The organism is Mucilaginibacter sp. R-33, from assembly GCF_049949235.1.
Taxonomy (GTDB): Bacteria; Bacteroidota; Bacteroidia; order Sphingobacteriales; family Sphingobacteriaceae; genus Mucilaginibacter.
This window is the reverse complement of sequence record NZ_CP188089.1, coordinates 3943808-3964635: the sequence shown is the minus strand read 5'-3', so window position 1 is coordinate 3964635 and position 20828 is coordinate 3943808. Positions and strand designations below refer to the sequence as shown.

Here is a 20828-nt window from a genome sequence, read left to right as displayed (position 1 = left end):
ATATAGTGAATGGAAAGTTTCTGGGAATACCTTCAAAATTTAACTGACGCACAATCCATAATAAGCAGGGGTGGTTTTTATCTCTTGCTTATTGTTGTTTTTGCCGAAACCGGTTTATTCTTTGGTTTCTTTCTGCCCGGCGATTACCTGCTGTTTATGGCTGGTTTATTATGTGCCGCTGGTAAAGTTGATGTTTCTATAACTACGCTGGTATTGTCATTGATAGGCGCCGGAGTATTAGGCAATTTTACCGGGTATTGGTTTGGTTACCGAACGGGGCCGGTATTATTCAATAAAAACGACTCACTATTTTTTAAGCGGCGGTACGTAGTACTGGCCAGTGAGTTTTACAACAAACATGGGGGAATGGCGCTTATTTTAGGGAGATTTTTCCCTATTGTTAGAACATTTGCTCCTATATTTGCAGGTGTTGTTAAGGTTGATATTAGAAGATTTTCGGTTTATAACCTTATTGGCAGCGTGGCCTGGGTATGTGTATTTACGCTGGGCGGTTTTTTTTTAGGGCGAAGGTTCCCTCAACTGCAGGATTATCTGCAATACATTGTACTGGGATTGATTGTAATTACAACAATTCCGCTGGTTATTGCTTATGTTAAAAAGAAACTTCGTGAAAAAAACGAAAAAATAGATTAGTTAATAATTTTATATACTATATAATAAAGATAAATGAGTACTCTGCATCCATGGCACCAGGTTTCACCAGGTGATAATATCCCTGAAATAGTAAACGCTATTATTGAAATTCCAAAAGGATCAAAAGCGAAATATGAAATTGATAAAGAGTCGGGCTTGCTAAAGCTCGATCGTGTGTTATTTTCATCTGTAATGTACCCGGCTAACTACGGCTTTATCCCTCAGACCTATTGCGATGATAAAGATCCTTTGGATATCCTTGTACTTTGCTCAATTGATGTTTTCCCAATGTCTATCATTGAGGCTAAGGTAGTAGGTGTAATGCACATGGTTGATAACGGTGAGCAGGATGATAAGATCATAGCTGTGGCTAAAAATGATATGTCGGTAAATTACATCAACGATTTAAATGAGCTGCCGCCGCATGCCATGACCGAAATTGTTCGCTTTTTTAAAGACTACAAAAAATTAGAAGGCAAAAACGTTACCATCGAACATTTGTTAGGTGTACGTTATGCCCATAAAGTGATAACCGAGAGTTTGGAGCTGTACAAGTCTACGTTCCCTGTGTATCAATCATAAATAAATGGACCCCGCACATTACGAGATTAGTTTATTTTACATTTTCGCGACCATATTTTTGGTTTTACTCAATGGCTTTTTCGTAGCCGCGGAGTTTGCCATGGTAAGGGTTCGGGGTTCGCAGATTGAAATTAGGGCCAAAGGCGGCAGCGGCGTAGCCAAAGTTGCCCGGGGCATATTGCATAATTTAGATGGTTACCTGGCTGCCACACAGCTGGGTATTACCATTGCTTCGCTGGCGCTCGGTGTTGTGGGTGAGGAGGTTGCCACCAACATCGTGATCCGCGCTTTCCTGAGCGTGGGCATAACCCTTTCTCCGGGTTATATTACTGCCAGTCATATCCTGGCTTTCAGCTTTATCACCATTATGCACATTGTTTTTGGTGAGCTTGCGCCTAAATCGTTGGCTATCCAAAAATCGGTACGTACTGTAATGGCTGTTTCATTGCCGCTCAGGTTCTTCTTTGTGGTTTTCAGGCCATTTATATGGGTACTTAATAATTTTGCAAATTTCATTCTGAAATTATTGGGTATAAGCACCGTTGAAGGCGGTGAAACCCATCATAGTTCGGAAGAACTGCAATACCTGTTGGAGCAAGGTAAAGAGACCGGCGCACTTGACTCAAATGAGCACGAACTAATCCAGAACGTGTTTGATTTTAACGAGCGTGTGGTAAAAAACATCATGGTACCGCGTACCAAAATCTCGGGAGTCGATATCGCTTCAACCAAAGAAGAGCTGCTGGATATGATCATCAACGAAGGTTATTCGCGGATGCCGGTTTATGACGATGTTATAGATAAGATCATCGGTATAGTACATGCCAAGGATATTTTGCCACTACTGGCCCGGAACGAGGAGATTGTACTTAAAGATATTATCCGCAAACCGTATTTCATCCCCGAAACCAAAAAGATCAACGATCTGATGGCCGAACTACAGCAAAAGCGCATCCAGATAGCTATTGTACTTGACGAGTTTGGCGGTACTGCAGGCATGGTTACATTGGAAGATATTGTTGAAGAGCTTGTTGGCGAGATACAGGATGAGTATGATGAAGAAAAGCCAATTGTTGAAAAAGTAAATGAGCGTGAGTTTATAGTTAATGCGCTTGCATCTATTTACGATGTGAACGAGCATTTACCGCATGATTTACCTGAAGATGGCGATTTCGATACCGTATCGGGCTGGCTTGGCGATATCTTCGGGAAGATCCCTGATGTTGGTGAGCAAAAAGAATCGAACGGATATAACATCACTGTACTGAAAAAATCCGACCAGAATATTGAATCAGTTAAACTCGAATTACTGATAAATGAAGAAGATGCAGTAGATTTACATTAATCTGCTTATCCATAATGCAACTTTTTTATACGCCTGATATTGACGCCTCGCATCCACAATACTTTCTGAGCGAAGAAGAAAGCAAACACGCTATACGTGTGCTGCGCCTCGAAGCGGGCAACGAAGTGCAACTGATTGACGGAAGGGGAGGCTTATATACCGCTCTCATCCATGACGGACACCCTAAGCGTACCATTCTAAAAATAACATCGGTAATTACCGAATTTGAAAAACGTAACCATTATCTACACATCGCGGTAGCACCAACCAAAAATATTGAACGCCTGGAATGGTTTTTGGAAAAAGCTACAGAGATTGGTATCGATGAAGTATCGCTGATCGTCACCCAGCGTTCAGAGCGTAAGGAGGCCAAGGTGGAGCGTTTAAATAAAATCATCACCGCTGCTATCAAGCAATCCCTTAAAGCCTACCATCCGCTATTAAATGAGCCTTTAACGCTAAACCAACTATTCGATAAACCTTTTGAGGGGCAAAAGTTTATTGCCCATTGTGAACCCGGAGAGAAATTCAATCTGAAAGACGAAATAACCCCGCAAGGCCGTTATTTAATATTGATAGGCCCGGAAGGGGATTTTGCTCCGGCTGAGATTGATAAGGCTTTGCACAATGGGTTTAAACCAATATCTTTAGGTACAAGTCGCCTGCGTACGGAAACTGCCGCGCTGGAGGCTTGCTTTGAGGTGAATTTTTTAAACAGATAATGAAAAGGATAAGGTTAGCATTGGTTGTTTTATTTGCGGCTATAGCAATGAGCAGCTTTAATGCCCCTGCCTATAAGATTGCCCGCCTTAAATACAGCGGCGGCGGCGATTGGTATGGCGACCGCACAGCGTTACCTAACCTGATCAAATTCTGTAATGAAAACCTCAAAACCAATTTTGATGACGACGATGAAGTAGTTGAGGCAGGCAGTGCTTCTTTATTTAATTATCCTTTCACCTTTATGACGGGGCATGGCAACGTGATCTTTTCCGACCAGGAAGCCCGGAACCTGCGTAAATACCTTACCGGCGGAGGCTTTTTGCATATCGATGATAATTACGGGCTCGACCAATATATTCGCCCGCAAATGAAGAAGGTGTTTCCTGAGCTTGATTTTGTTGAACTGCCGGTTAATCACCCTATTTACCATCAAAAATATGACTTCCCGAACGGCTTACCCAAAATTCATGAGCATGACGGCAAGCGTGCCCAGGGTTTTGGATTGATATACAAAGGCAGATTAGTTTGTTTTTACACTTATGAGTGCGATTTGGGCAACGGTTGGGAAGATTATGGCACCTATGCCGGCGATACCCAGGAAGGCCGCCAAAAGGCCCTTAAAATGGGCGCAAATTTAATTCAATACATCTTTACCCAATAGTTGCCTCTTTGTTCCGCAGCGCATTATGCAATGCACCATTTTCTTTATACTGTAGTTAAACATTGGATTTTGCTTATGGAACCTTTGTGGTTAATAATAATATGTTTAGCTTTATACCAGCCCCTAAACAAATAATATATAAACCGCTTATTTCCAAATCTAAATCCTATGTATAAATTAAGTATTAATAGCCATTTTAATATTGAAGCTGAGAGAACCATTGCGGCGGGACTGCTTATTAACGGGGTTAAAAGAGATGCGGATATCAAACCAATACAACCTGGTATTTACCACGTCATCGAAAACAACCGCTCATACAATGTCGAGGTAGTCAATTTTAACGGTGACGAAAAAACTGCTGAAATAAAAGTTAATAATCATATATATAGCATTAGTGCTAAGGATCAATTTGATATACTGCTTGATAAGCTTGGTTTTAGTAATTTAAACAGTGCCAGGATTAGCGAAATTAAAGCCCCTATGCCAGGTTTGGTATTGAAAGTATTTGTAAATAAGGGAGATATCATTAAAAAAGGTGACAATCTCTTTGTGCTTGAAGCTATGAAGATGGAGAACATCATCAAAGCCCCCGCCGATGTAACGGTTGGAAAGATATTAATAAAGCCTGGAGATAAAGTTGAAAAAGGGCAGATTTTAATGCTTTTTTAACTGATTGTTATTGTTCTAAATATGCGATAATAACATTTTTGCAACAAATGCAACGTAGTTTTAAGGCTTTTGTTGTTTCTACACATTTTTTTTACGAACTTACTTTCTTAATTAACAATATTAACTTATGAAGAAACATCTACTAACAATTCTGTTGTTATGTACTTGTATTGCCTTCGGTTTTGCTCAAAACCGGGTTATTACAGGTAAAGTAACAGATCAGAAAGACGGCTCGCCCTTACCGGGGGTAAGCGTAACTGTAAAAGGAGTTGCCGGGCTTGGCACCCAAACCGACATTAACGGTGGTTATAAACTTAGTGTGCCGGCAAATGCTAAAGGTTTAGTTTTTAATTTTTTAGGGTACCTTCCCCGCGAAATCGCTATAAATGGAGCAGCGGTAAATGCACAGTTGACCACAGATTCAAAAGTACTTAATGAGGTTGTGGTTGTAGGATATGGTACACAAAGCAAGCGATCATTGACCGGCTCTGTTTCAAAGATTAAAGGCGGCGACATAGAAAATATTCCTGTACCAAGTCTTGAATCGGCTATACAAGGCCGGAGCCCGGGCGTATACATTCAGGCTCAAAACGGTAAATTAGGGCAGGGTATCCAGGTTAGGGTACGTGGTGCATCTTCTGTATCAGCCGGCAGCCAACCATTATACGTGGTGGACGGATTGCCGATTACTGTCAATGATTTTTCAAGTAACGGAGCATCTACTAATCCGCTTGTGGATTTGAACCAGAATGATATCGAGTCTATCGATATTTTAAAGGACGCTTCTGCGGCAGCTATATATGGTTCGAGAGCATCAAATGGCGTTGTTTTGGTTACCACAAAAAAAGGTAAAGCAGGTTCAACAAAAATTACCTATAATCAATATTATGGTTTTAGTAAGCCGACCCGTGAACGCGAATTTCTAAATTCAAAAGAATATTTAAAACTTGTACAATCGGCTGCAGTTGCAGGTGGTTTGGAAGATTATGCGAAAAGCCGTTTGACCAGATATGCTGCGGGAAATGCAAACTATGCAAATACAAATGTAAATACCAATTGGCAAGATCAAATCACTCAGCACGCTCCGGTTCAAAATTATAACCTTGTATTTTCGGGTGGTACAGAAAAAACAAAATTTTACATATCCGGAACTTATAACGACCAAAAAGGTTGGATACTAAAGAACAAGATCAATCAATACAGTTTACGTACAAATATCGAAAATCAGGCTACCAACTGGCTTACAGTAGGTGCCAATTTGAGCGTTTCGCGTACGCAAAATCACCGTTTGGATAATGATAATGCTTTTTCGACCCCCGAGCAAATCGTTGCATTGTCACCTATTACACCTGTCATTGACCCGCGTACGGGCCTGTTAAGTGGTCAGCTTGATCCCGCCACCGGCTTGCCAAATAGTAATTTCCCGGTGTATTTTAACCCGCTGCTAAATTCTGAAAATAGTTATTTCATTACTACGGATTATCGTAACCTTGGTAATGTTTTTGGAGAGATTAAGATATTGCCATCTTTAACTTTCAGGAGTGAGGTAGGTGTAGATATTTTAAATTCAAGTGAAGATAATTATTCAGGCAGCCTTACTGCACGTAATTCGGGCACTAATAATGGAGTGGGTTTTAATTCTTCAATAACGTCCATTAATTTTAACACCAATAACTTTTTACATTTCTTAAAGGATTTTGGAAAAAGCAGTATTGATGCGGTTGGCGGTATGACCTATCAAAGACAGCAAAATGACTTAAATTCACTGAATGGTGAACAATTTCCAAGCGATGCTTATAAGAAGCTAATAAGCTCCGCAAGTATCACCAGCGCTTTGTCATCGTCAACTGCTTATTCATTACTGTCTTATTTTGCAAGAGCTAATTATAAATATCATGACAGGTATCTTTTATCATTAAGCGGTCGTATCGACGGGTCTTCAAGGTTCGGTGCCGATCACCGGTATGGTTTCTTCCCTGCAGGTTCTGTTGGGTGGATAGTTTCGGAAGAAGGTTTCATGAAAAATCAAAAGCTGATATCTGACTTGAAATTAAGAGGCAGCTATGGTTTAACCGGTAACTCTGAGATAGGTAATTTTCCGGCGCGGGGGCTATATACCGAATTTGGTTATGCAGGTGTTGCCGGAGCGAGGCCTACGCAATTACCAAATCCCGATTTAAAGTGGGAAACTACTGCCCAAACAGATATAGGTGTGGATATCGCTTTTTTAGGAGGCCGCTTAGCAGGCCAGTTTGATGTTTATTTGAAGAAAACAAAAGATCTGCTGTTGAATGTACAAGTACCGGCAACTTCCGGATTTACTACCATTACACAAAACCTCGGTAAATTGCAGAACAAGGGCTTGGAAATTCAGATAGATTCAAAAAATCTTGTGGGTAAAGTAACCTGGAATACAAGCTTTAATATCTCATTCAATCGCAATAAAATAACTGATCTTAAAGGACAGGTTATAACAGGCAGCGGCGATGCTGTTAACCGTGCCATGGAAGGACAGCCCTTAGGTATATTTGTGGCTCCGGAGTTTGCCGGCGCTGATCCTGCAAATGGTGATGCCTTATATTACAAAAATACCGATTTAGGCAATGGTAAACGAGACCGTACCAAAACTAATGATTACAATGAGGCGGTTCCTGTTGTAGTTGGTAATCCAAATCCCAAATATATCGCAGGACTAAATAACAGTATCAGTTACATGGGTATAGATTTTAGTTTCCTGATACAATCAGTTAATGGGAACCAAATTTATAACGGTGCCGGTCAGTATATGTCAGTTGGTTTTAACAATGGTTTTGATAACCAAACCCGCGATCAGCTGCTGGCCTGGACAAAACCCGGGCAAATTACCAATGTGCCTGAAGCCCGTTTATTTGGCGGAAACGGAGTTAACCCAAGTTCAAGGTTTCTGGACGACGGTTCATACGTGCGTTTGAAAAATATTGTGTTAGGGTATAACTTCCCTAAAGCATTGATAAGCAAAATTAAATTATCAAGCCTAAGAGTTTATGCACAGGCTACTAACCTGGCTACCTGGACAAAATACAAAGGTTGGGACCCAGAGCTTAATTCCGATGCGTTTTCAGGAAATATTACTCAGGGGTATGACTTTTATGCCGCACCTCAGGCTAAGACTATAACTTTTGGTATAAACGTGGGATTTTAATTTAAGCTGAAGAACAATGAAAAAAACTAAATATTCAATTATAGCATTAAGCACAATAGTAATGCTGTATAGTTCCGGCTGCCAAAAGCAACTGGATATAAAGCCACAGGATTCAGTTGAACAGGATCTTGCAATTAAAACTTCAAAAGATGTTCAGGGCGTACTTGTGGGTGCTTATACAGCAGCCGGTTTAAGAGGGTTATATGGTGGCCGGTTTCAATCAACCACAGACTTTTTAGCTGATGATGGCGACTTTTCATATTTCGGAACTTTTTCAGAATATACTGAACTGGCAAATAAAGCGCTAACCGTTAATAATATTTTTGTTGAAGGTGTTTGGGATAGTGGGTATAATGCTATTAACGTGTGCAACAACGTTTTGGCCAACTTAAATCTGGTTGATGCTGCTAATAAGGATAGAGTGGAGGGTGAAGCCAAATTTTTACGGGGCATGATCTATTTTGATTTGGCAAGGGTGTTTGGTAAGGCATGGAATGATGGAACGCCCGCTTCAAATCCGGCTGTACCAATAATATTAACTCCAACAACTTCAATTCCTGGTATTCAGAAGCCTTCACGCAATACAGTTGCTGAAGTTTACGCACAGGCTATAAAGGATCTTACAGATGCCGAGGCAAAACTGGATACTTATAAAACTTCATTCGCTAACTCTCCTGATGCTTCAGCGGTGCTCGCGCGGATATATCTCACACAGGAAAAATTTGAACTTGCCGAACAGGAAGCTACTAAGGTAATTAGTTCGGGTTTATACTCTTTGGTTCCTGTGTTTAAGGATGAGTTCCAAAATTATGAACAGGCAACACGTGTGTTCAATTCGAGTGAAGATGTGTTTGCTATTCAGATGTCTCCCCAATCAGGTTTCAATGCATTAAACGAAGTGTTCGCCAGTGCCGATTTTGCAGGCAGGGGAGAAACTGTAATTAATCAACAACACTTTGACAGGTATGAATCGGGAGATGCAAGAGCTGATGAGTTTTATAATGATGGCGATAATTATACTGCTAAATTCAATAATAAGTTTGGTAATGTGATTGTGATAAGGCTTGCCGAAATGTACCTGATAAGATCAGAAGCCAGGTCGCAAAAAACAACTCCTAATGTTGCAGGTGCTATATCTGATTTGAATGTTGTAAGAAACCGGGCCGGATTAGCCAATACAACTGCAGCAAGCAGTAAGCAGGCGTTACGTGCTGCGGTAGAGAATGAACGCCGTGTGGAACTGCCTTTTGAAGGTTTCAGGCTGTTTGATTTAAAACGATACAAAGGTAGCACGGTTACTACAGATGAAGACGGAAATGTGGCAGATACTTTTGAGTGGAACTCGCCAAAATTGATCTTCCCAATCCCGAAACGCGAGCGCGATGCAAACCCTAATTTAACGCAAAACGAAGGATATCAATAACAACTGTATTCTTTTAAATGTTTATATCCCGGTGGTAGCTTACCACCGGGATTTTACTTTATTAACCTAAGTAAGTCTTTCAGTTAACCTGATGTTATTTGCTGACCAGATTGGGTTTAGCTGCTATTTGAAGTTTACTCATATTAAACATACCTAAAACACCATGGAAGATCAACAAATACTTGCCGCCCTGAATGCTCATTGGCAGGCATCGGCAGCCGGTGATATCAACGCGGAACATGACATATACGATGATGATGTGATCTGTGATTATCCTCAATCAGGCGAGCGGATTTTTGGGCGCATTAATTTGCAGGCCTTGCGTGGGCATCATCCGGGTAAGCCATCGGGTTTTCGTGTCAGGAGGATTCTGGGAAAAGGCGATACCTGGGTCACGGAATATACCGTTAAGTATCAGGAGCAGCTGGCTTACACGGTAAGCATTATGGAGTTTCGTGAGGATAAGGTAATACATGAAACACAGTATTTCGCAGATCCCTTCGAAGCCCCGGCCTGGCGAAGCCAATGGGTTGAGCCGATCGATGGATAACGCATTGTTGAAGCAAGATCTATGCTGATTGGTGATAATCTATTTTGATTACTTTAAAACAAATAAGGCCTCTCATTACTGAAAGGCCTCATTTCAAATATCTGTTATAAAAATTATCTTGTTTTAAACGGTTTAGCTTTTTTAACCGGGTAATGTGGTTTGCCATTAGGGTTAATTTCGGGAGCGCCAACTAAGGTCATTGCACAGCGGAAACCAACTTCGGCACTTGCCTCGTCCTGATCCATAAAACGACGGGTAGCAGGGTTTAGCCAAAACGCCATGTCGTTCCATGATCCACCTTTGTAAACTTTAGAGTGATCATTAACCAGGGTGGTTGTTCCGTAAAGAGCTTTATTAACTTCGTCTTTTTCACCCCTCGCATCCGGGTTGTAAGCTTTCCCCGAGTTTTTAGGCAGCAATGAATCAATTGGTAATGAACCTGTTTGAGGAGTTGTAAGAGGCGCGTTTGGATTGGCGCTTTGCGCGACTGTATTCTGTTGCTGTAAAGCTAAAAGTTCACTGTATTTTAGCTTCTTATTAGCATGTGCGGGATCTTTGATTGGCTTGCCATATTTGTCTTTTGCATAAAGTCCTTTGCTTGGATCTGCAAGGCGTTTGTTTGAAAACTCATTACCGCGGAAAGGGTTAAAATCTTCAAACTCCTCAAATGATGTTTGGCGGTAGGTATCAGCAACCCATTCGTTTACATTACCCGCCATGTTATACAAGCCAAAATCATTAGGTGCATATGAACGTACAGGGGCGGTAATGTCTGCCTTATCGTTCAGGTAACCGCCAACACCGGCGTTGTCACCGTTGCCGCGTTTAAAGTTTGCCATGATCAAGCCACGGGTTTTGCTTTTTGCCGAACGTACTCCCATACCGTTCCAAGTATATATTTTGCCATCATCGATGTTTTCAAACTGGGTATTTCCTGCAAGGGCTAATGCTGCATATTCCCATTCGGCTTCTGATGGTAAGCGATATGCTTGCTTAAGGATCCCGTCTTCCATACGTACAGGCCTAACGGCTTTGCCGCCTTTTCCTGTCCCTGCCTGGGCATTAGGGCTCAGGTTAGGCATCATTTTTTTACCATCGATGCCTGCTCCGGTCATCTGGCCGTTGAGGTAAATATCAGTATTAAAAGGTTGTCCGTTCGCTGCAATGCCGGCATCACCGCCGCCACCTTTTTTGCCCATATCTTTCCACGCTACCATTTTTCCGGTTTCGCGTAAAATGTTTTCATTGGTACGGTCGGTGCGCCATGAGCAATAATCCTGTGCCTGGTCCCAGGTTACGCCTACAACAGGATAATCCTGAAAAGCAGGATGACGCAGGTAGTTATCTACATATGGCTCATTATAAGATAAAGGATGACGCCAAACCAATGTATCAGGCACCGCATTGTAATATAACTCGCGATCCTGCGGGAAAGTAATGTTTATCCAATGCAGGTAATCAAGCCAATCCTGATTTGATACCTCGGTTTCGTCCATGTAAAAAGAAGGCACGGTAACCCTGCGGCGTACATTATTATAATCGTAAGTTATGTCCTGGTCGGCACTGCCTCCCATAACAAAAGTACCACCCTCAATAGGCACCAGTCCGGGCCCTGGAGATGGATGGCTTTGCCTAAAACGCTCATAACCGCCGTTGTTTTTATCGTTATAAGTTATACCCGTTTTTTGCGATTGCTCACGTTTACTGCAGCTACTCATCACGGCACCTAAAGCCAACAATCCCAGAGCAGTTTTAGTAAAAAGTATTTTCATATTTTTACAATTATATTAAGTGGTAAATTTATAAAAAAATGGATACAGTGCTTATGCTAATGAACCATTATTTAGAAATAAATACTACAATTATCAGAGGTTTTAACGAAAATTTAATGAAATTAGTTGCGTTGATTTAAATTTTTGATTTAACTTTCAGCAAAAGCGGGGACTTGAAAATGTGAAGCAAGTCATGGTCCTATGTTTATAAAATACAAATTGTTAAAACCTAACTCCTACAAATGAAGTTTTTTACATTTCGAGGCCTTGCTATCATTACCCCATTTTTATTGCCACTTGCTGCTGCTGCGCAAACAAATCCTAACGGAAGTAATATCAATGCAATTCCCACCGAGGTCCCTTTTTTAAATATTTCACCTGATTCGCGTTCGGGGGCTATGGGGGATGCTGGGGTGGCTTTGTCGCCGGATGTAAATGCGAATTTTTGGAATCCGTCAAAGCTTGCATTTTTAGAAAGTAATGATGCGTTGTCTGTATCATATAGCCCCTGGTTAAGGCATCTTGTGCCTGATATCAGCTTATCATACCTGAGCTATGCCCATAAAATTGATGAGCGGAACACAATAGGCGCTTCGCTCAGGTATTTTAATTATGGTTCCATTCAGCTTACCGATGATAACACAAACGACCAGGGTACTTACACACCAAACGAGTATTCGTTAGATGTTTCATTTGCCCGTAAGTTTGGCGATAATTTTTCACTGGGCCTTACTGCCCGGTATATTCATTCCAATATATCAAGTATTTCGTTTGCCACCGGCTCAAGCCAGGCGGCAAAAGCCGGCAATGCTTTTGCTGCAGATGTTTCACTATACTACACGGCGCCTTATGGTGATGGCAATACTTTTGCTTTTGGAACCCACATTTCAAACATTGGTACAAAAATCAGCTATAGCGATGTGGGCAACAAGTATTTTTTGCCGGCCAACTTGAAATTAGGGGTGGCTAACACCTGGCAGTTAGATGATGTTAATGAGTTTACAGCAACCTTCGACATCAACAAACTGCTGGTACCAACTCCGCCCCTGCGCGACAAGGATGGTAAGATCATCAAAGGCAAGGATGATAATGTATCGGTGCCGGCGGGTCTTTTTCAATCGTTTGGCGACGCACCGGGTGGTTTCAGTGAAGAGTTGAAAGAGATCAGCTTTTCGCCGGGTGTTGAATATTGGTACAACAAACAGTTTGCTGTGCGGGCAGGCTATTTTTATGAAAACCCCAACAAAGGCGACAGGCATTATGTTACCATGGGTATTGGGTTTAAGTACAGCGTTTTTGATTTTGATTTTTCGTACCTGGCAGCCAGCCAGCAAAATAGTGCCCTGGCCAATACTTTGCGCTTCACTTTGTCGGCAAATTTTGGTGGTACAACAAATGCTTCTAAAAGATAATGGGTAAAATTAAGGTAGGTTTTGGGTTTGATGTACACCAGCTAAAAGAAAATCACCCCTTCGTTTTGGGCGGAGTTAAACTTGAGCACCATGCCGGTGCTTACGGACACTCAGACGCCGATGTATTGTTACACGCCATTTGCGATGCCCTGCTGGGGGCGGCAAACCTGCGCGATATAGGCTTTCACTTTTCAAATAAGGATGACAGATGGAAAGGTATCAGCAGCTTGATCCTTTTACAGCATGTTGTTGCCCTGATCAAAGAAAAAGGGTTTGCTATTGGCAATATCGATGCCATGGTATGTCTTGAGGCTCCGAAGATCAACCCGCATATCCCGGCAATGAAAACCTACATAGCCGAAGCTGCGGCTATCAGCGAAGAAGATATTTCCATTAAAGCTACCACAAACGAGCAAATGGGTTTTATTGGTAGGGAGGAAGGCGTTGTGGCTTATGCGGTTTGTTTGATTGAAAGGGAGTAAGGAAGCACTCTATAGTTACAAACTAAGGGCATAGTCGTCCGAAGTCAGAGACTTCGAATCCGTATACTATAGTTTGTAACTAAACGATCTTTTAATCCTAACTATAATGCTTATACAACAAATACACAATCACCGCAACTATTGCCACGCCAATTACCATATATATTGGCTGCGCTTTTTTGCTTCCTGAGCCATCAACTTTCACATTGCCGGTGCGTTTAAGCACTCCCCATCCGCTCAATTCGCCTTTCAATGCTTTTCGCAGTGATTTAAACAGTACGTAATACATTAGTTGCCGCCACATAAAACGCTGCGGAATGATATAAATGAGTTTCTTGTAGTCTTCCTTTTCCATCCGGAAAGCGATGATGCCTACTATAAAATCAACCACCACAAATGCTACGTAATAAAGCAGCATCTTTTCGGGTTTTTCACCGAACAGGGCGAATAGCATCATCAGGTCTGCCAGAGGGGAGAACAGCGGCAATATGATCTGGAAGATAAGGATGTTTGGCATCCCCACCATCCCAAAGAACTTGTACTTTTTGTTAAACAATGCGTCACGGTTTTTCCAGAAACTTTGCATCACACCAAAACTCCAGCGGAAACGCTGTTTAAGCAGCATGTTTATCGTTTCCGGCGCTTCGGTATAAGCAATGGCTTCGGCGCAGTTACGCACTACGTAGCCTTGTTTCAGGATACGCATGGTAAGGTCGCAATCCTCGGCAAGGGTATCATAGGTGAACCCGCCTGCGCGGAAAATAGCCGATTTACGGAATGCCCCAATAGCCCCGGGCACAACGGTAATACTGTTAATGAGATCAAACGCGCGGCGGTCCATATTTTGTGCGGTGATATATTCTATCGACTGCCAGCGGGTGATGATATTGGTTTCGTTGCCAACTTTAACGGTTCCGGCTACGGCGCCAATTTCCTCATCTGTAAAATAGGTCATGAGCTGGTAAACAGCATCAGTTTTGAGCTGGGTATCGGCGTCAATACAAACCACAAAATCATTTTGGGCGTGGGTAATGCCAAAGTTTAATGCTGATGCCTTACCTCCGTTTGGTTTGGTTAAGATCTTGATGAGCGGATTACCTTTATAGGCGGATTCTACAACCTCAAATGTTTTATCTTTTGATCCGTCATCAACGAAAATGATCTCGAACGATGGATAATCGGTTTTGAGCAGGCTTTGTATAGTTGCTACTGCATTAACTTCCTCGTTGTAGGCAGGAACAATGATGCTCACCGCAGGCATCACATCGGCATTGCGATCAAGCTTTTTGGATTTTTTATCCATGCTTCGCTGCCTTACAGCCAAAATACCAATAAGCACAATGCGACCAATAGCCAGGAATATAGCCGACAGGAATATATAAATCAGCGCCCAGTTTATATAGTAATAACCATGAATAAAAACATCATAAGCGGGCCCGAAAATGCCTGTGCTTGGATCCGGTTTAATCGGCGGCATCAGGTCGTCCTTAGTTTTGCCCAGCACATCGGCAATAGTGGTAAACTGGTACCCTTGCGATTTAAAGTAATGAATGATTGCAGGAAGGGCTTTAACGGTTTCTTCACGAGTATCACCTCCTGCATCATGCAGTAATATCATCGATCCGTTATCTTTTTGCCTTATGGTGCGGGCGATGATACTATCGGCAGTTACGCCGGGCTGCCAATCCCAGGGATCGATAGATTCGCCGATGGTGATATAGCTTTGACGGCGGCTTTCCGCAACCGGAATAACTTCGGCAAGGGTTTGCGGCTCGGCATCGGCATTAAATGGCGGGCGGAAAAGGATGGTGCTTCGGCCGGTTACCGATTCAATAAGTTTGCGCGTGGAGTTAAGCTCCAGGATCACCCTTTTTAAGCTGATGGTTGAAATATCGGGGTGGAAGAACGTGTGATTGCCTATTTCATAACCTTCTTCGTATTCGCGCCGCAATAACTGTATGTTTTTTTCGGCCATAGAACCCACAACAAAGAATGCTGCCGGTACCTTTTCGGCTTTGAGGATATCTAAAATACGCGGGGTAAAATCGGGGTCGGGGCCGTCATCAAAAGTTAAAACCACCTTTTTAGGGGCATAACCATACCTGCGGATCACATATTTAGTAGGAAGTTTTATATAATGCTGATCGAGGATGGTAAACGTAGATGTATCCATTTTTACATCAATTACCCCGGTGGTAGGAGTAGTAATGAGGTCAAGCACCTCGCCATCACCATCATAGTCAACATTTACACGGTTGTTCAAACCTACAGACGTAAGTCTCCGCATATCCACACCTGTTTTTTTCAATGAGTCTATCGACAGGTTTTTCTGGAAAAATGTCCACAAACGCGGATCTTCGGCACCTAAACGCCATAAAGCCACGCCGCCGGTGGCCCAGTCGTCGGCCATGCGGATCACGTTAAAGTTTGTTGCCGCGTCTGTAAAGTAAATGGTATGGTCAAGGCTGTCCTTGTCCATATAAGTAAAGTGCAGGTTGGCCGAATTAGGATCAAAAGTAATTTTGCTTTTTTGCTCCTCTGCAGTACTGATAGCCTGCTGATAACCGATAGTTTTACCTACACTGCCTTCGGGCCAGTCATAAGCGCCGCCTGCAAATGTTAAGATTATTTTTTCTGACGGCACTTTTGAACATACGTCATCGAGGATTTGCTCAACCCAGCGCTGATTTGAAAGATCACCGGCATTGGTTGCTTCATAATGCTCATCAATAGCCATGATGAACAGGAAATCGTTTACATGCTGGAGCTTTGTGATATCAAAACTTTCATCCTCCGGCACTACGTTTTGAGTAACCAGGAAACCTTTGGCATGCAAGGTTGTATAAAGCTCATTTTGAAATGCTATGTAATTTTTACTGTTGCGGTCCCTTAGCTCATCAAAATCAACGTTGACACCCTTCAGTTTATTTTTGGTAAGCGAGTTAACTATGCTGTTAATAAAATTACTACGGAGTGTTTTATTGTTAACAATACGGTCGACATCTTTAGTGTCGTAGCCGCCATGTGTGTTGTTGTAGTTTACGTAGTTTGACAGCGATACAATAATTGGTTTGTTGTATTTTTTATTGAGGTTCATCAGCCCGGTATCGAGCTTGGTTACCACGGTATCAGTTTTAGGTACTATAGAAAAGCCTTCGCTCACTACCATATCCAGGTGGCCAATATTCACCACCAGCGAGTTATAAGCCTGTGGTTCCCACGCACGATAAAATGCGGCGTTTATACGGTCTTTATTGTTAGGTTGTTTAAGCTGGTGTAATTTCTTAGCTCTCTCAAGTGCTTCTATTTCAGATTTTTGTATTTTGAATGATTTGAACTTCGTTGACTTTTTTAATTGCTCAAGCTCCTCCTTGGTCATTTTTTTGGGAGCAGGGTTAAGGTTGGGAAGCTCGGGGTAGTAGGTTGAGCGGATAGTAACGAAAACGGCTATTATACCAATAATCAATACAGCCAGTAGTACACGACTCAACCATTTAAAACGGTTCCACCTACCGGGATTATCAGCCTGAAAAACTTGCTTGCTTGATGACATTAAGAAAAATTACTTTATTAAAAGTATGGGTTACTTATGAAGATTGTATGAAATGAGAATTGGGCATTATTTGGTGGTTTTTCCGGGTTCAATACCTGAAAAATCGACACCACATTTGCAATTGCCGCCGCAGCTTTTTTTAGTAGTAAGCGCCCTGTACATCATACGGCCGATGTAAAAAACAGCGCCTGCAAAAAGTATCGCGATAATGATGATTTGCATATTCATAAAGACAAAATTAAGCATTATTTAATATATACGTACAGACAGGGTAATTAGTGTAAAGTTTAACGCGGCATAAAGGCAACTGTGCCGCCAACCCAATTAAAATGCTTGTTATAACGCACGCCTATCATTTTTCCGCGGCTTAAGCGCGCAAGGTTAATGGCAAGCGTAGGTTTTTCATCCCCATCGGGCCAAAGATAAAGTAACCTGATCTCGGCTTTTACACCGCCTTCCGGCGATTGCACAACAGGCTCGTAATTCACCTTTTCTTGCAAGATCCAGTTTTCAGGATCTGTAATGGTTTCTATGTCTTCCTTACTAATATCGATAATTACCCCCTGACCTGCAAAGGAGAACAACGGTTTAAGCACATAGTTTTCCAAATTAGCAGGGATTTGCTTCAATTGGTGCAAAAACTGTGTTTGGGGAATGTAATCGCCCGTTAAAAAAGGCATGGTGAATTTGCTGATGCGATAAAACCAGTTGGGATGAGTGATCCATTCAACCTCAAGAGGCTGCCTGATATCGGCCGTCGTGGTAAAAATATCCGGATCGCCCGCTATCTCGTCAAATATTAAACGATTATAAATCCGTTTAATTTGTTTCTTTTGATCGCCCACTTTATAATAAAGTTTTTTACCATCCTGGATCAGATCGCCTAAAGACACCACCGGCGTACCAACATATTTTTGTGTGAGATAAAAATCTACCGCTGTTTTTTGCTCCGGGGCGTTTACATCCATCAGTACAACTTCATCAGGCTGATAAGGGCTTATGATTGTTTTTTTAAGCAGATCGAGATAACTTTCCTTACCCAATCCTCCAAAAAAGATAGTTTCATCAGCCGGAATATCAAAGACCTCGCGGTAGGTATTGCCCAGGTGCACCTGGAAGCCGTAAAGTGAAGGGAAGCCCTGCAATTCGATGAGTTTGGGTACGATATTACCCTGCTCATCTTTACAGATGCCAAAATCCAATGCGATAAAATGAGGGTGATCATTTTCATTGGCTACCCGCCAAAAATCGGGGATAGCCCGCTCAGTAAGTTCTTTGAAATTGGGCTTGAGGATTGTATCAGTAATATCATTACCGGCGGCGATGAGCTTATCACGAAAATCGGCAGTCAAAAACACCGGTGTTTCCGCAACACGGAAGGGAACCGGTTCACGTAGCCCTTCATTAAGAAGATTCAGAAATTGACTGTACTTTTCCTCGCTGAATGTTTCGTTAAATGTTTTTCTGGCTGGTGGATTCATTACCTTTCATATTGTGATGTCATTGCGAGCGTAGCGCGGCAATCGCATACTATACAGAGCGGTCTGGCCTCCGTGCGATTGCCACGCTACGCTCGCAATGACGTAGTGTTTATACTACACCCAACACGTTCTCTACCGCCATATCCAAAAAATTAGGGATCAGTGTGTGCTGGGTATGTGTTATTTTATCCGGATCGTCGAGGCGTTCCAGCATCTCATGGTATTTAACTTCTCCATGCTCGCTGATGACTTCGTCCTTTTTTTCTTCGCGAAGCAGCATCCCTTTCATCCCTCCGGCATCGGCCTCGGGGTGAAATTGGGTAGCAAAAAAATAATCGTTATACCTGATGGCCATCATTGCCCTTGGTAAATCAACATGCGGACGTTCTTTCTCTATTGCTACCAGTTGCATGCCCAGTTCTTTAAAGCGTTTTTCATCAGGATTGATCACCTGCCAGCTGCGCGAGTCAACAGCGTAAAAAGGTTCGGCTAAACCTTCAAATAGTGGTTCGTTTAAGCCAAGCCCAGTTTTATTAACCGGCAATACTCCGAATGAAGGGGAGCGGCGCATATTAATATCGCCCAGTTTATAATAACGGCACATTAACTGAAACGAATGGCACACGAAGAACACATGCTTTTTATTGCTGTTATTAGATAAGTTATGATCTTCCAGTTTATTAACCAGGTTAAAGTATTTCTTTTCCCACTCGGTACCCTCGGTTTCCAATGGATTGCCGGGCCCTCCGCTTGATATATAAATATCAAAATTGAGATCGGCCATTTCGCATTTGCGGCGTACATCAAAGATCTGGTAAGTTAAATTCAGATCGTGTTCGGTTCGGTATCGCTTTAAAATATCCTGGAAACCGCGCATACCCTCGTTCGCTATCCCATCATACAGATCAAGTATGGCCACTTTTATTTCCGGTTTCATAAGCGAGCCCCCTCTAAATCTCCCCCGGTAGGGGAGACTTTTTGTTTTTTAAATAAAAAAATAACTAGTCTCATTTGATCTGCCATGTAACTGATTTTTAAGCCCTCCCTCCCGGGGAGGGTTTGGGAGGGGCCGTTGGGTGGGGCTACAACCCCTTCAAAGTTTGTGAAGTGATATAATCCACCACGTCGGCAAAGTTATTGTTTTGCTGGTAAATGGCCAGTTGCCTGTCGGCGCCGGTGCCGTGCTCCAGGATATTGTGTACATATTGCAGGTCATCTCGTGAGCCGAGTTCATCAACTACATCATCTACAAAATCAAGCAGCTCCAAAATCAGCGAACGGGTGTTTACCTCCATTTCCTTGCCAAAATCTATCATTTTGCCGTCGATACCGTACCGGGCCGCACGCCATTTATTTTCGTTGATGAGCGCGCGCGAATAGTTAATGAACTTCATGTTTTGCGCCCTGAGCTTGTATAACTTGGCACATAAAGCCTGGAACAAAGCTGTAAACGCGATGGTTTCATCAACCAGCATAGGGCAGTCGCAAATTCGGAACTCGATGGTTTCAAAGAAAGGGTGTACCCGGATATCCCACCAAATTTTTTTGGCGTTATCAATGCAATTGGTCTTTACGAGCAGCTTAATGTAGCGGTCATACTCCTCAATGCTGCTGAAATAATCGGGGATACCGGTGCGCGGAAACTTATCAAAAACCTTGGTACGGAATGATTTGAAGCCTGTGTTCCGCCCTTCCCAAAATGGTGAATTGGTTGAAAGGGCATACACATGCGGCAAAAAATAACGCACCTGGTTGGCAATGTGAATAGCCATATCGCGGGATTGGATGCCAACATGCACATGCAAACCAAAAATGAGGTTGGAACGGGCCGCCTCCTGCATCTCATCCACAATTTCAAAATACCTGGGGTTATCGGTAATTAATTGATGCTGCCAGTGCGAAAACGGGTGTGTACCCGCGGCGCCAATCCGCAGACCAATATCACCTGCCAGTTGCGCTACCGTGGTACGAAGCTTACTTACCTCCTTGCGGGCCTCCTGGGTATTGCGGCAAATGTGGGTACCCACCTCAACCACGGCCTGGTGCATTTCGGCCTTTACCTGGTCTTCGTGGATTTTTTGGGCAGCATCCACAATTTTTTGCTCATGGGATTTGAGTTCCCGCGATACGGGATCAATCACCATAAATTCTTCTTCAACGCCTAAGGTAAACTCGTTCATAATTGGTTAGGGTTATGATATTTCATTTTCAAAAGGGCGGGATTGTGCGATTCCCCTCTTGAGAGGGGTGGAGGGGTGTGTTTTGCTTTGATTTTATAATTCGTACAACACACCCCTGCTATCGCTCTTTCCAACCGCGCCCCCTCTCAAGAGGGGAGTT

At 42.6% G+C, this 20828-nt stretch carries 17 protein-coding genes; 11 read left to right on the top strand and 6 right to left on the bottom strand.

Annotated features, from left to right (window positions below; translation table 11 throughout):
• The first annotated feature begins 9 nt into the window (after nucleotides 1-9).
• The 9 genes from ACP26M_RS16355 (at nucleotide 10) to ACP26M_RS16315 (ending at nucleotide 9788) form a co-directional block, all read left to right on the top strand.
• Nucleotides 10-654, top strand: coding sequence for a DedA family protein (locus tag ACP26M_RS16355; protein WP_426581483.1), 645 nt, complete (start codon nucleotides 10-12; stop codon nucleotides 652-654).
• A 33-nt stretch (nucleotides 655-687) separates the two neighbouring features.
• Complete coding sequence (locus ACP26M_RS16350; RefSeq protein ID WP_091175807.1) at nucleotides 688-1236, top strand: inorganic diphosphatase; 549 nt, start codon at nucleotides 688-690, stop codon at nucleotides 1234-1236.
• 4 nt (nucleotides 1237-1240) lie between these two features.
• The gene (locus ACP26M_RS16345) at nucleotides 1241-2581 is read left to right on the top strand and encodes a hemolysin family protein (RefSeq protein ID WP_426581481.1); all 1341 of its coding nucleotides are present in this window, start codon (nucleotides 1241-1243) and stop codon (nucleotides 2579-2581) included.
• A 14-nt stretch (nucleotides 2582-2595) separates the two neighbouring features.
• Complete coding sequence (locus ACP26M_RS16340; protein ID WP_426581479.1) at nucleotides 2596-3303, top strand: 16S rRNA (uracil(1498)-N(3))-methyltransferase; 708 nt, start codon at nucleotides 2596-2598, stop codon at nucleotides 3301-3303.
• Entirely contained in the window at nucleotides 3303-3965 is a 663-nt protein-coding gene (locus tag ACP26M_RS16335) for a DUF4159 domain-containing protein (protein WP_426581477.1), read from the top strand. The genes ACP26M_RS16340 and ACP26M_RS16335 overlap by 1 nt, the downstream gene beginning before the upstream one ends.
• A 168-nt stretch (nucleotides 3966-4133) precedes the next feature.
• On the top strand, nucleotides 4134-4634 hold the full coding sequence (locus ACP26M_RS16330) for a biotin/lipoyl-containing protein (RefSeq protein ID WP_426581475.1): 501 nt from the start codon (nucleotides 4134-4136) through the stop codon (nucleotides 4632-4634).
• Nucleotides 4635-4761: 127 nt separating this feature from the next.
• Nucleotides 4762-7815, top strand: a complete 3054-nt coding sequence (locus tag ACP26M_RS16325) for a SusC/RagA family TonB-linked outer membrane protein (RefSeq protein ID WP_426581473.1) — start codon at nucleotides 4762-4764, stop codon at nucleotides 7813-7815.
• A gap of 16 nt (nucleotides 7816-7831) precedes the next feature.
• Nucleotides 7832-9238, top strand: coding sequence for a RagB/SusD family nutrient uptake outer membrane protein (locus ACP26M_RS16320; protein WP_426581471.1), 1407 nt, complete (start codon nucleotides 7832-7834; stop codon nucleotides 9236-9238).
• A gap of 163 nt (nucleotides 9239-9401) precedes the next feature.
• A complete protein-coding gene (locus ACP26M_RS16315) occupies nucleotides 9402-9788 on the top strand; it encodes a hypothetical protein (RefSeq protein ID WP_426581469.1) in 387 nt (128 codons plus the stop codon).
• A gap of 113 nt (nucleotides 9789-9901) precedes the next feature.
• Here the strand turns inward: ACP26M_RS16315 and ACP26M_RS16310 are convergent, their stop codons facing one another.
• Entirely contained in the window at nucleotides 9902-11560 is a 1659-nt protein-coding gene (locus tag ACP26M_RS16310) for an SUMF1/EgtB/PvdO family nonheme iron enzyme (protein ID WP_426581467.1), read from the bottom strand.
• A gap of 242 nt (nucleotides 11561-11802) precedes the next feature.
• Between ACP26M_RS16310 and porV the strand changes: the two genes are divergently transcribed.
• Nucleotides 11803-12972, top strand: coding sequence for a type IX secretion system outer membrane channel protein PorV (porV, locus tag ACP26M_RS16305; protein WP_090533878.1), 1170 nt, complete (start codon nucleotides 11803-11805; stop codon nucleotides 12970-12972).
• Nucleotides 12972-13454 (top strand): 2-C-methyl-D-erythritol 2,4-cyclodiphosphate synthase, encoded by a 483-nt coding sequence (gene ispF / locus ACP26M_RS16300; RefSeq protein WP_426581464.1) that lies wholly within the window; start codon nucleotides 12972-12974, stop codon nucleotides 13452-13454. The genes porV and ispF overlap by 1 nt, the downstream gene beginning before the upstream one ends.
• Nucleotides 13455-13551: 97 nt before the next feature.
• On the opposite strand, the gene ACP26M_RS16295 is transcribed toward ispF, so the two are convergent.
• The 5 genes from ACP26M_RS16295 to ACP26M_RS16275 all read right to left on the bottom strand — a co-directional run bounded on the left by ACP26M_RS16295 (nucleotide 13552) and on the right by ACP26M_RS16275 (nucleotide 20668).
• On the bottom strand, nucleotides 13552-17007 hold the full coding sequence (locus ACP26M_RS16295; RefSeq protein ID WP_426581462.1) for a glycosyltransferase: 3456 nt from the start codon (nucleotides 17005-17007) through the stop codon (nucleotides 13552-13554).
• A gap of 66 nt (nucleotides 17008-17073) precedes the next feature.
• On the bottom strand, nucleotides 17074-17235 hold the full coding sequence (locus ACP26M_RS16290) for a FeoB-associated Cys-rich membrane protein (protein ID WP_090533873.1): 162 nt from the start codon (nucleotides 17233-17235) through the stop codon (nucleotides 17074-17076).
• Between the two features lie 59 nt (nucleotides 17236-17294).
• Entirely contained in the window at nucleotides 17295-18488 is a 1194-nt protein-coding gene (locus ACP26M_RS16285; RefSeq protein WP_426581460.1) for a hypothetical protein, read from the bottom strand.
• A gap of 109 nt (nucleotides 18489-18597) precedes the next feature.
• Nucleotides 18598-19425 (bottom strand): type 1 glutamine amidotransferase, encoded by an 828-nt coding sequence (locus ACP26M_RS16280; protein WP_426581458.1) that lies wholly within the window; start codon nucleotides 19423-19425, stop codon nucleotides 18598-18600.
• A 145-nt stretch (nucleotides 19426-19570) separates the two neighbouring features.
• On the bottom strand, nucleotides 19571-20668 hold the full coding sequence (locus ACP26M_RS16275) for a carboxylate-amine ligase (protein ID WP_090533867.1): 1098 nt from the start codon (nucleotides 20666-20668) through the stop codon (nucleotides 19571-19573).
• Nucleotides 20669-20828: the final 160 nt, after the last annotated feature.

Coding starts and splice junctions, on each gene's coding strand:
- ACP26M_RS16350 (WP_091175807.1), top strand. CDS start 688: ATGAGTACTCTGCATCCATGGCACCAGGTTTCACCAGGTGATAATATC.
- ACP26M_RS16285 (WP_426581460.1), bottom strand. CDS start 18,488: ATGAATCCACCAGCCAGAAAAACATTTAACGAAACATTCAGCGAGGAA.
- ACP26M_RS16345 (WP_426581481.1), top strand. CDS start 1,241: ATGGACCCCGCACATTACGAGATTAGTTTATTTTACATTTTCGCGACC.
- ACP26M_RS16295 (WP_426581462.1), bottom strand. CDS start 17,007: ATGTCATCAAGCAAGCAAGTTTTTCAGGCTGATAATCCCGGTAGGTGG.
- ispF (WP_426581464.1), top strand. CDS start 12,972: ATGGGTAAAATTAAGGTAGGTTTTGGGTTTGATGTACACCAGCTAAAA.
- ACP26M_RS16335 (WP_426581477.1), top strand. CDS start 3,303: ATGAAAAGGATAAGGTTAGCATTGGTTGTTTTATTTGCGGCTATAGCA.
- ACP26M_RS16310 (WP_426581467.1), bottom strand. CDS start 11,560: ATGAAAATACTTTTTACTAAAACTGCTCTGGGATTGTTGGCTTTAGGT.
- ACP26M_RS16320 (WP_426581471.1), top strand. CDS start 7,832: ATGAAAAAAACTAAATATTCAATTATAGCATTAAGCACAATAGTAATG.
- ACP26M_RS16325 (WP_426581473.1), top strand. CDS start 4,762: ATGAAGAAACATCTACTAACAATTCTGTTGTTATGTACTTGTATTGCC.
- ACP26M_RS16330 (WP_426581475.1), top strand. CDS start 4,134: ATGTATAAATTAAGTATTAATAGCCATTTTAATATTGAAGCTGAGAGA.
- porV (WP_090533878.1), top strand. CDS start 11,803: ATGAAGTTTTTTACATTTCGAGGCCTTGCTATCATTACCCCATTTTTA.
- ACP26M_RS16275 (WP_090533867.1), bottom strand. CDS start 20,668: ATGAACGAGTTTACCTTAGGCGTTGAAGAAGAATTTATGGTGATTGAT.
- ACP26M_RS16315 (WP_426581469.1), top strand. CDS start 9,402: ATGGAAGATCAACAAATACTTGCCGCCCTGAATGCTCATTGGCAGGCA.
- ACP26M_RS16355 (WP_426581483.1), top strand. CDS start 10: ATGGAAAGTTTCTGGGAATACCTTCAAAATTTAACTGACGCACAATCC.
- ACP26M_RS16290 (WP_090533873.1), bottom strand. CDS start 17,235: ATGAATATGCAAATCATCATTATCGCGATACTTTTTGCAGGCGCTGTT.
- ACP26M_RS16340 (WP_426581479.1), top strand. CDS start 2,596: ATGCAACTTTTTTATACGCCTGATATTGACGCCTCGCATCCACAATAC.
- ACP26M_RS16280 (WP_426581458.1), bottom strand. CDS start 19,425: ATGAAACCGGAAATAAAAGTGGCCATACTTGATCTGTATGATGGGATA.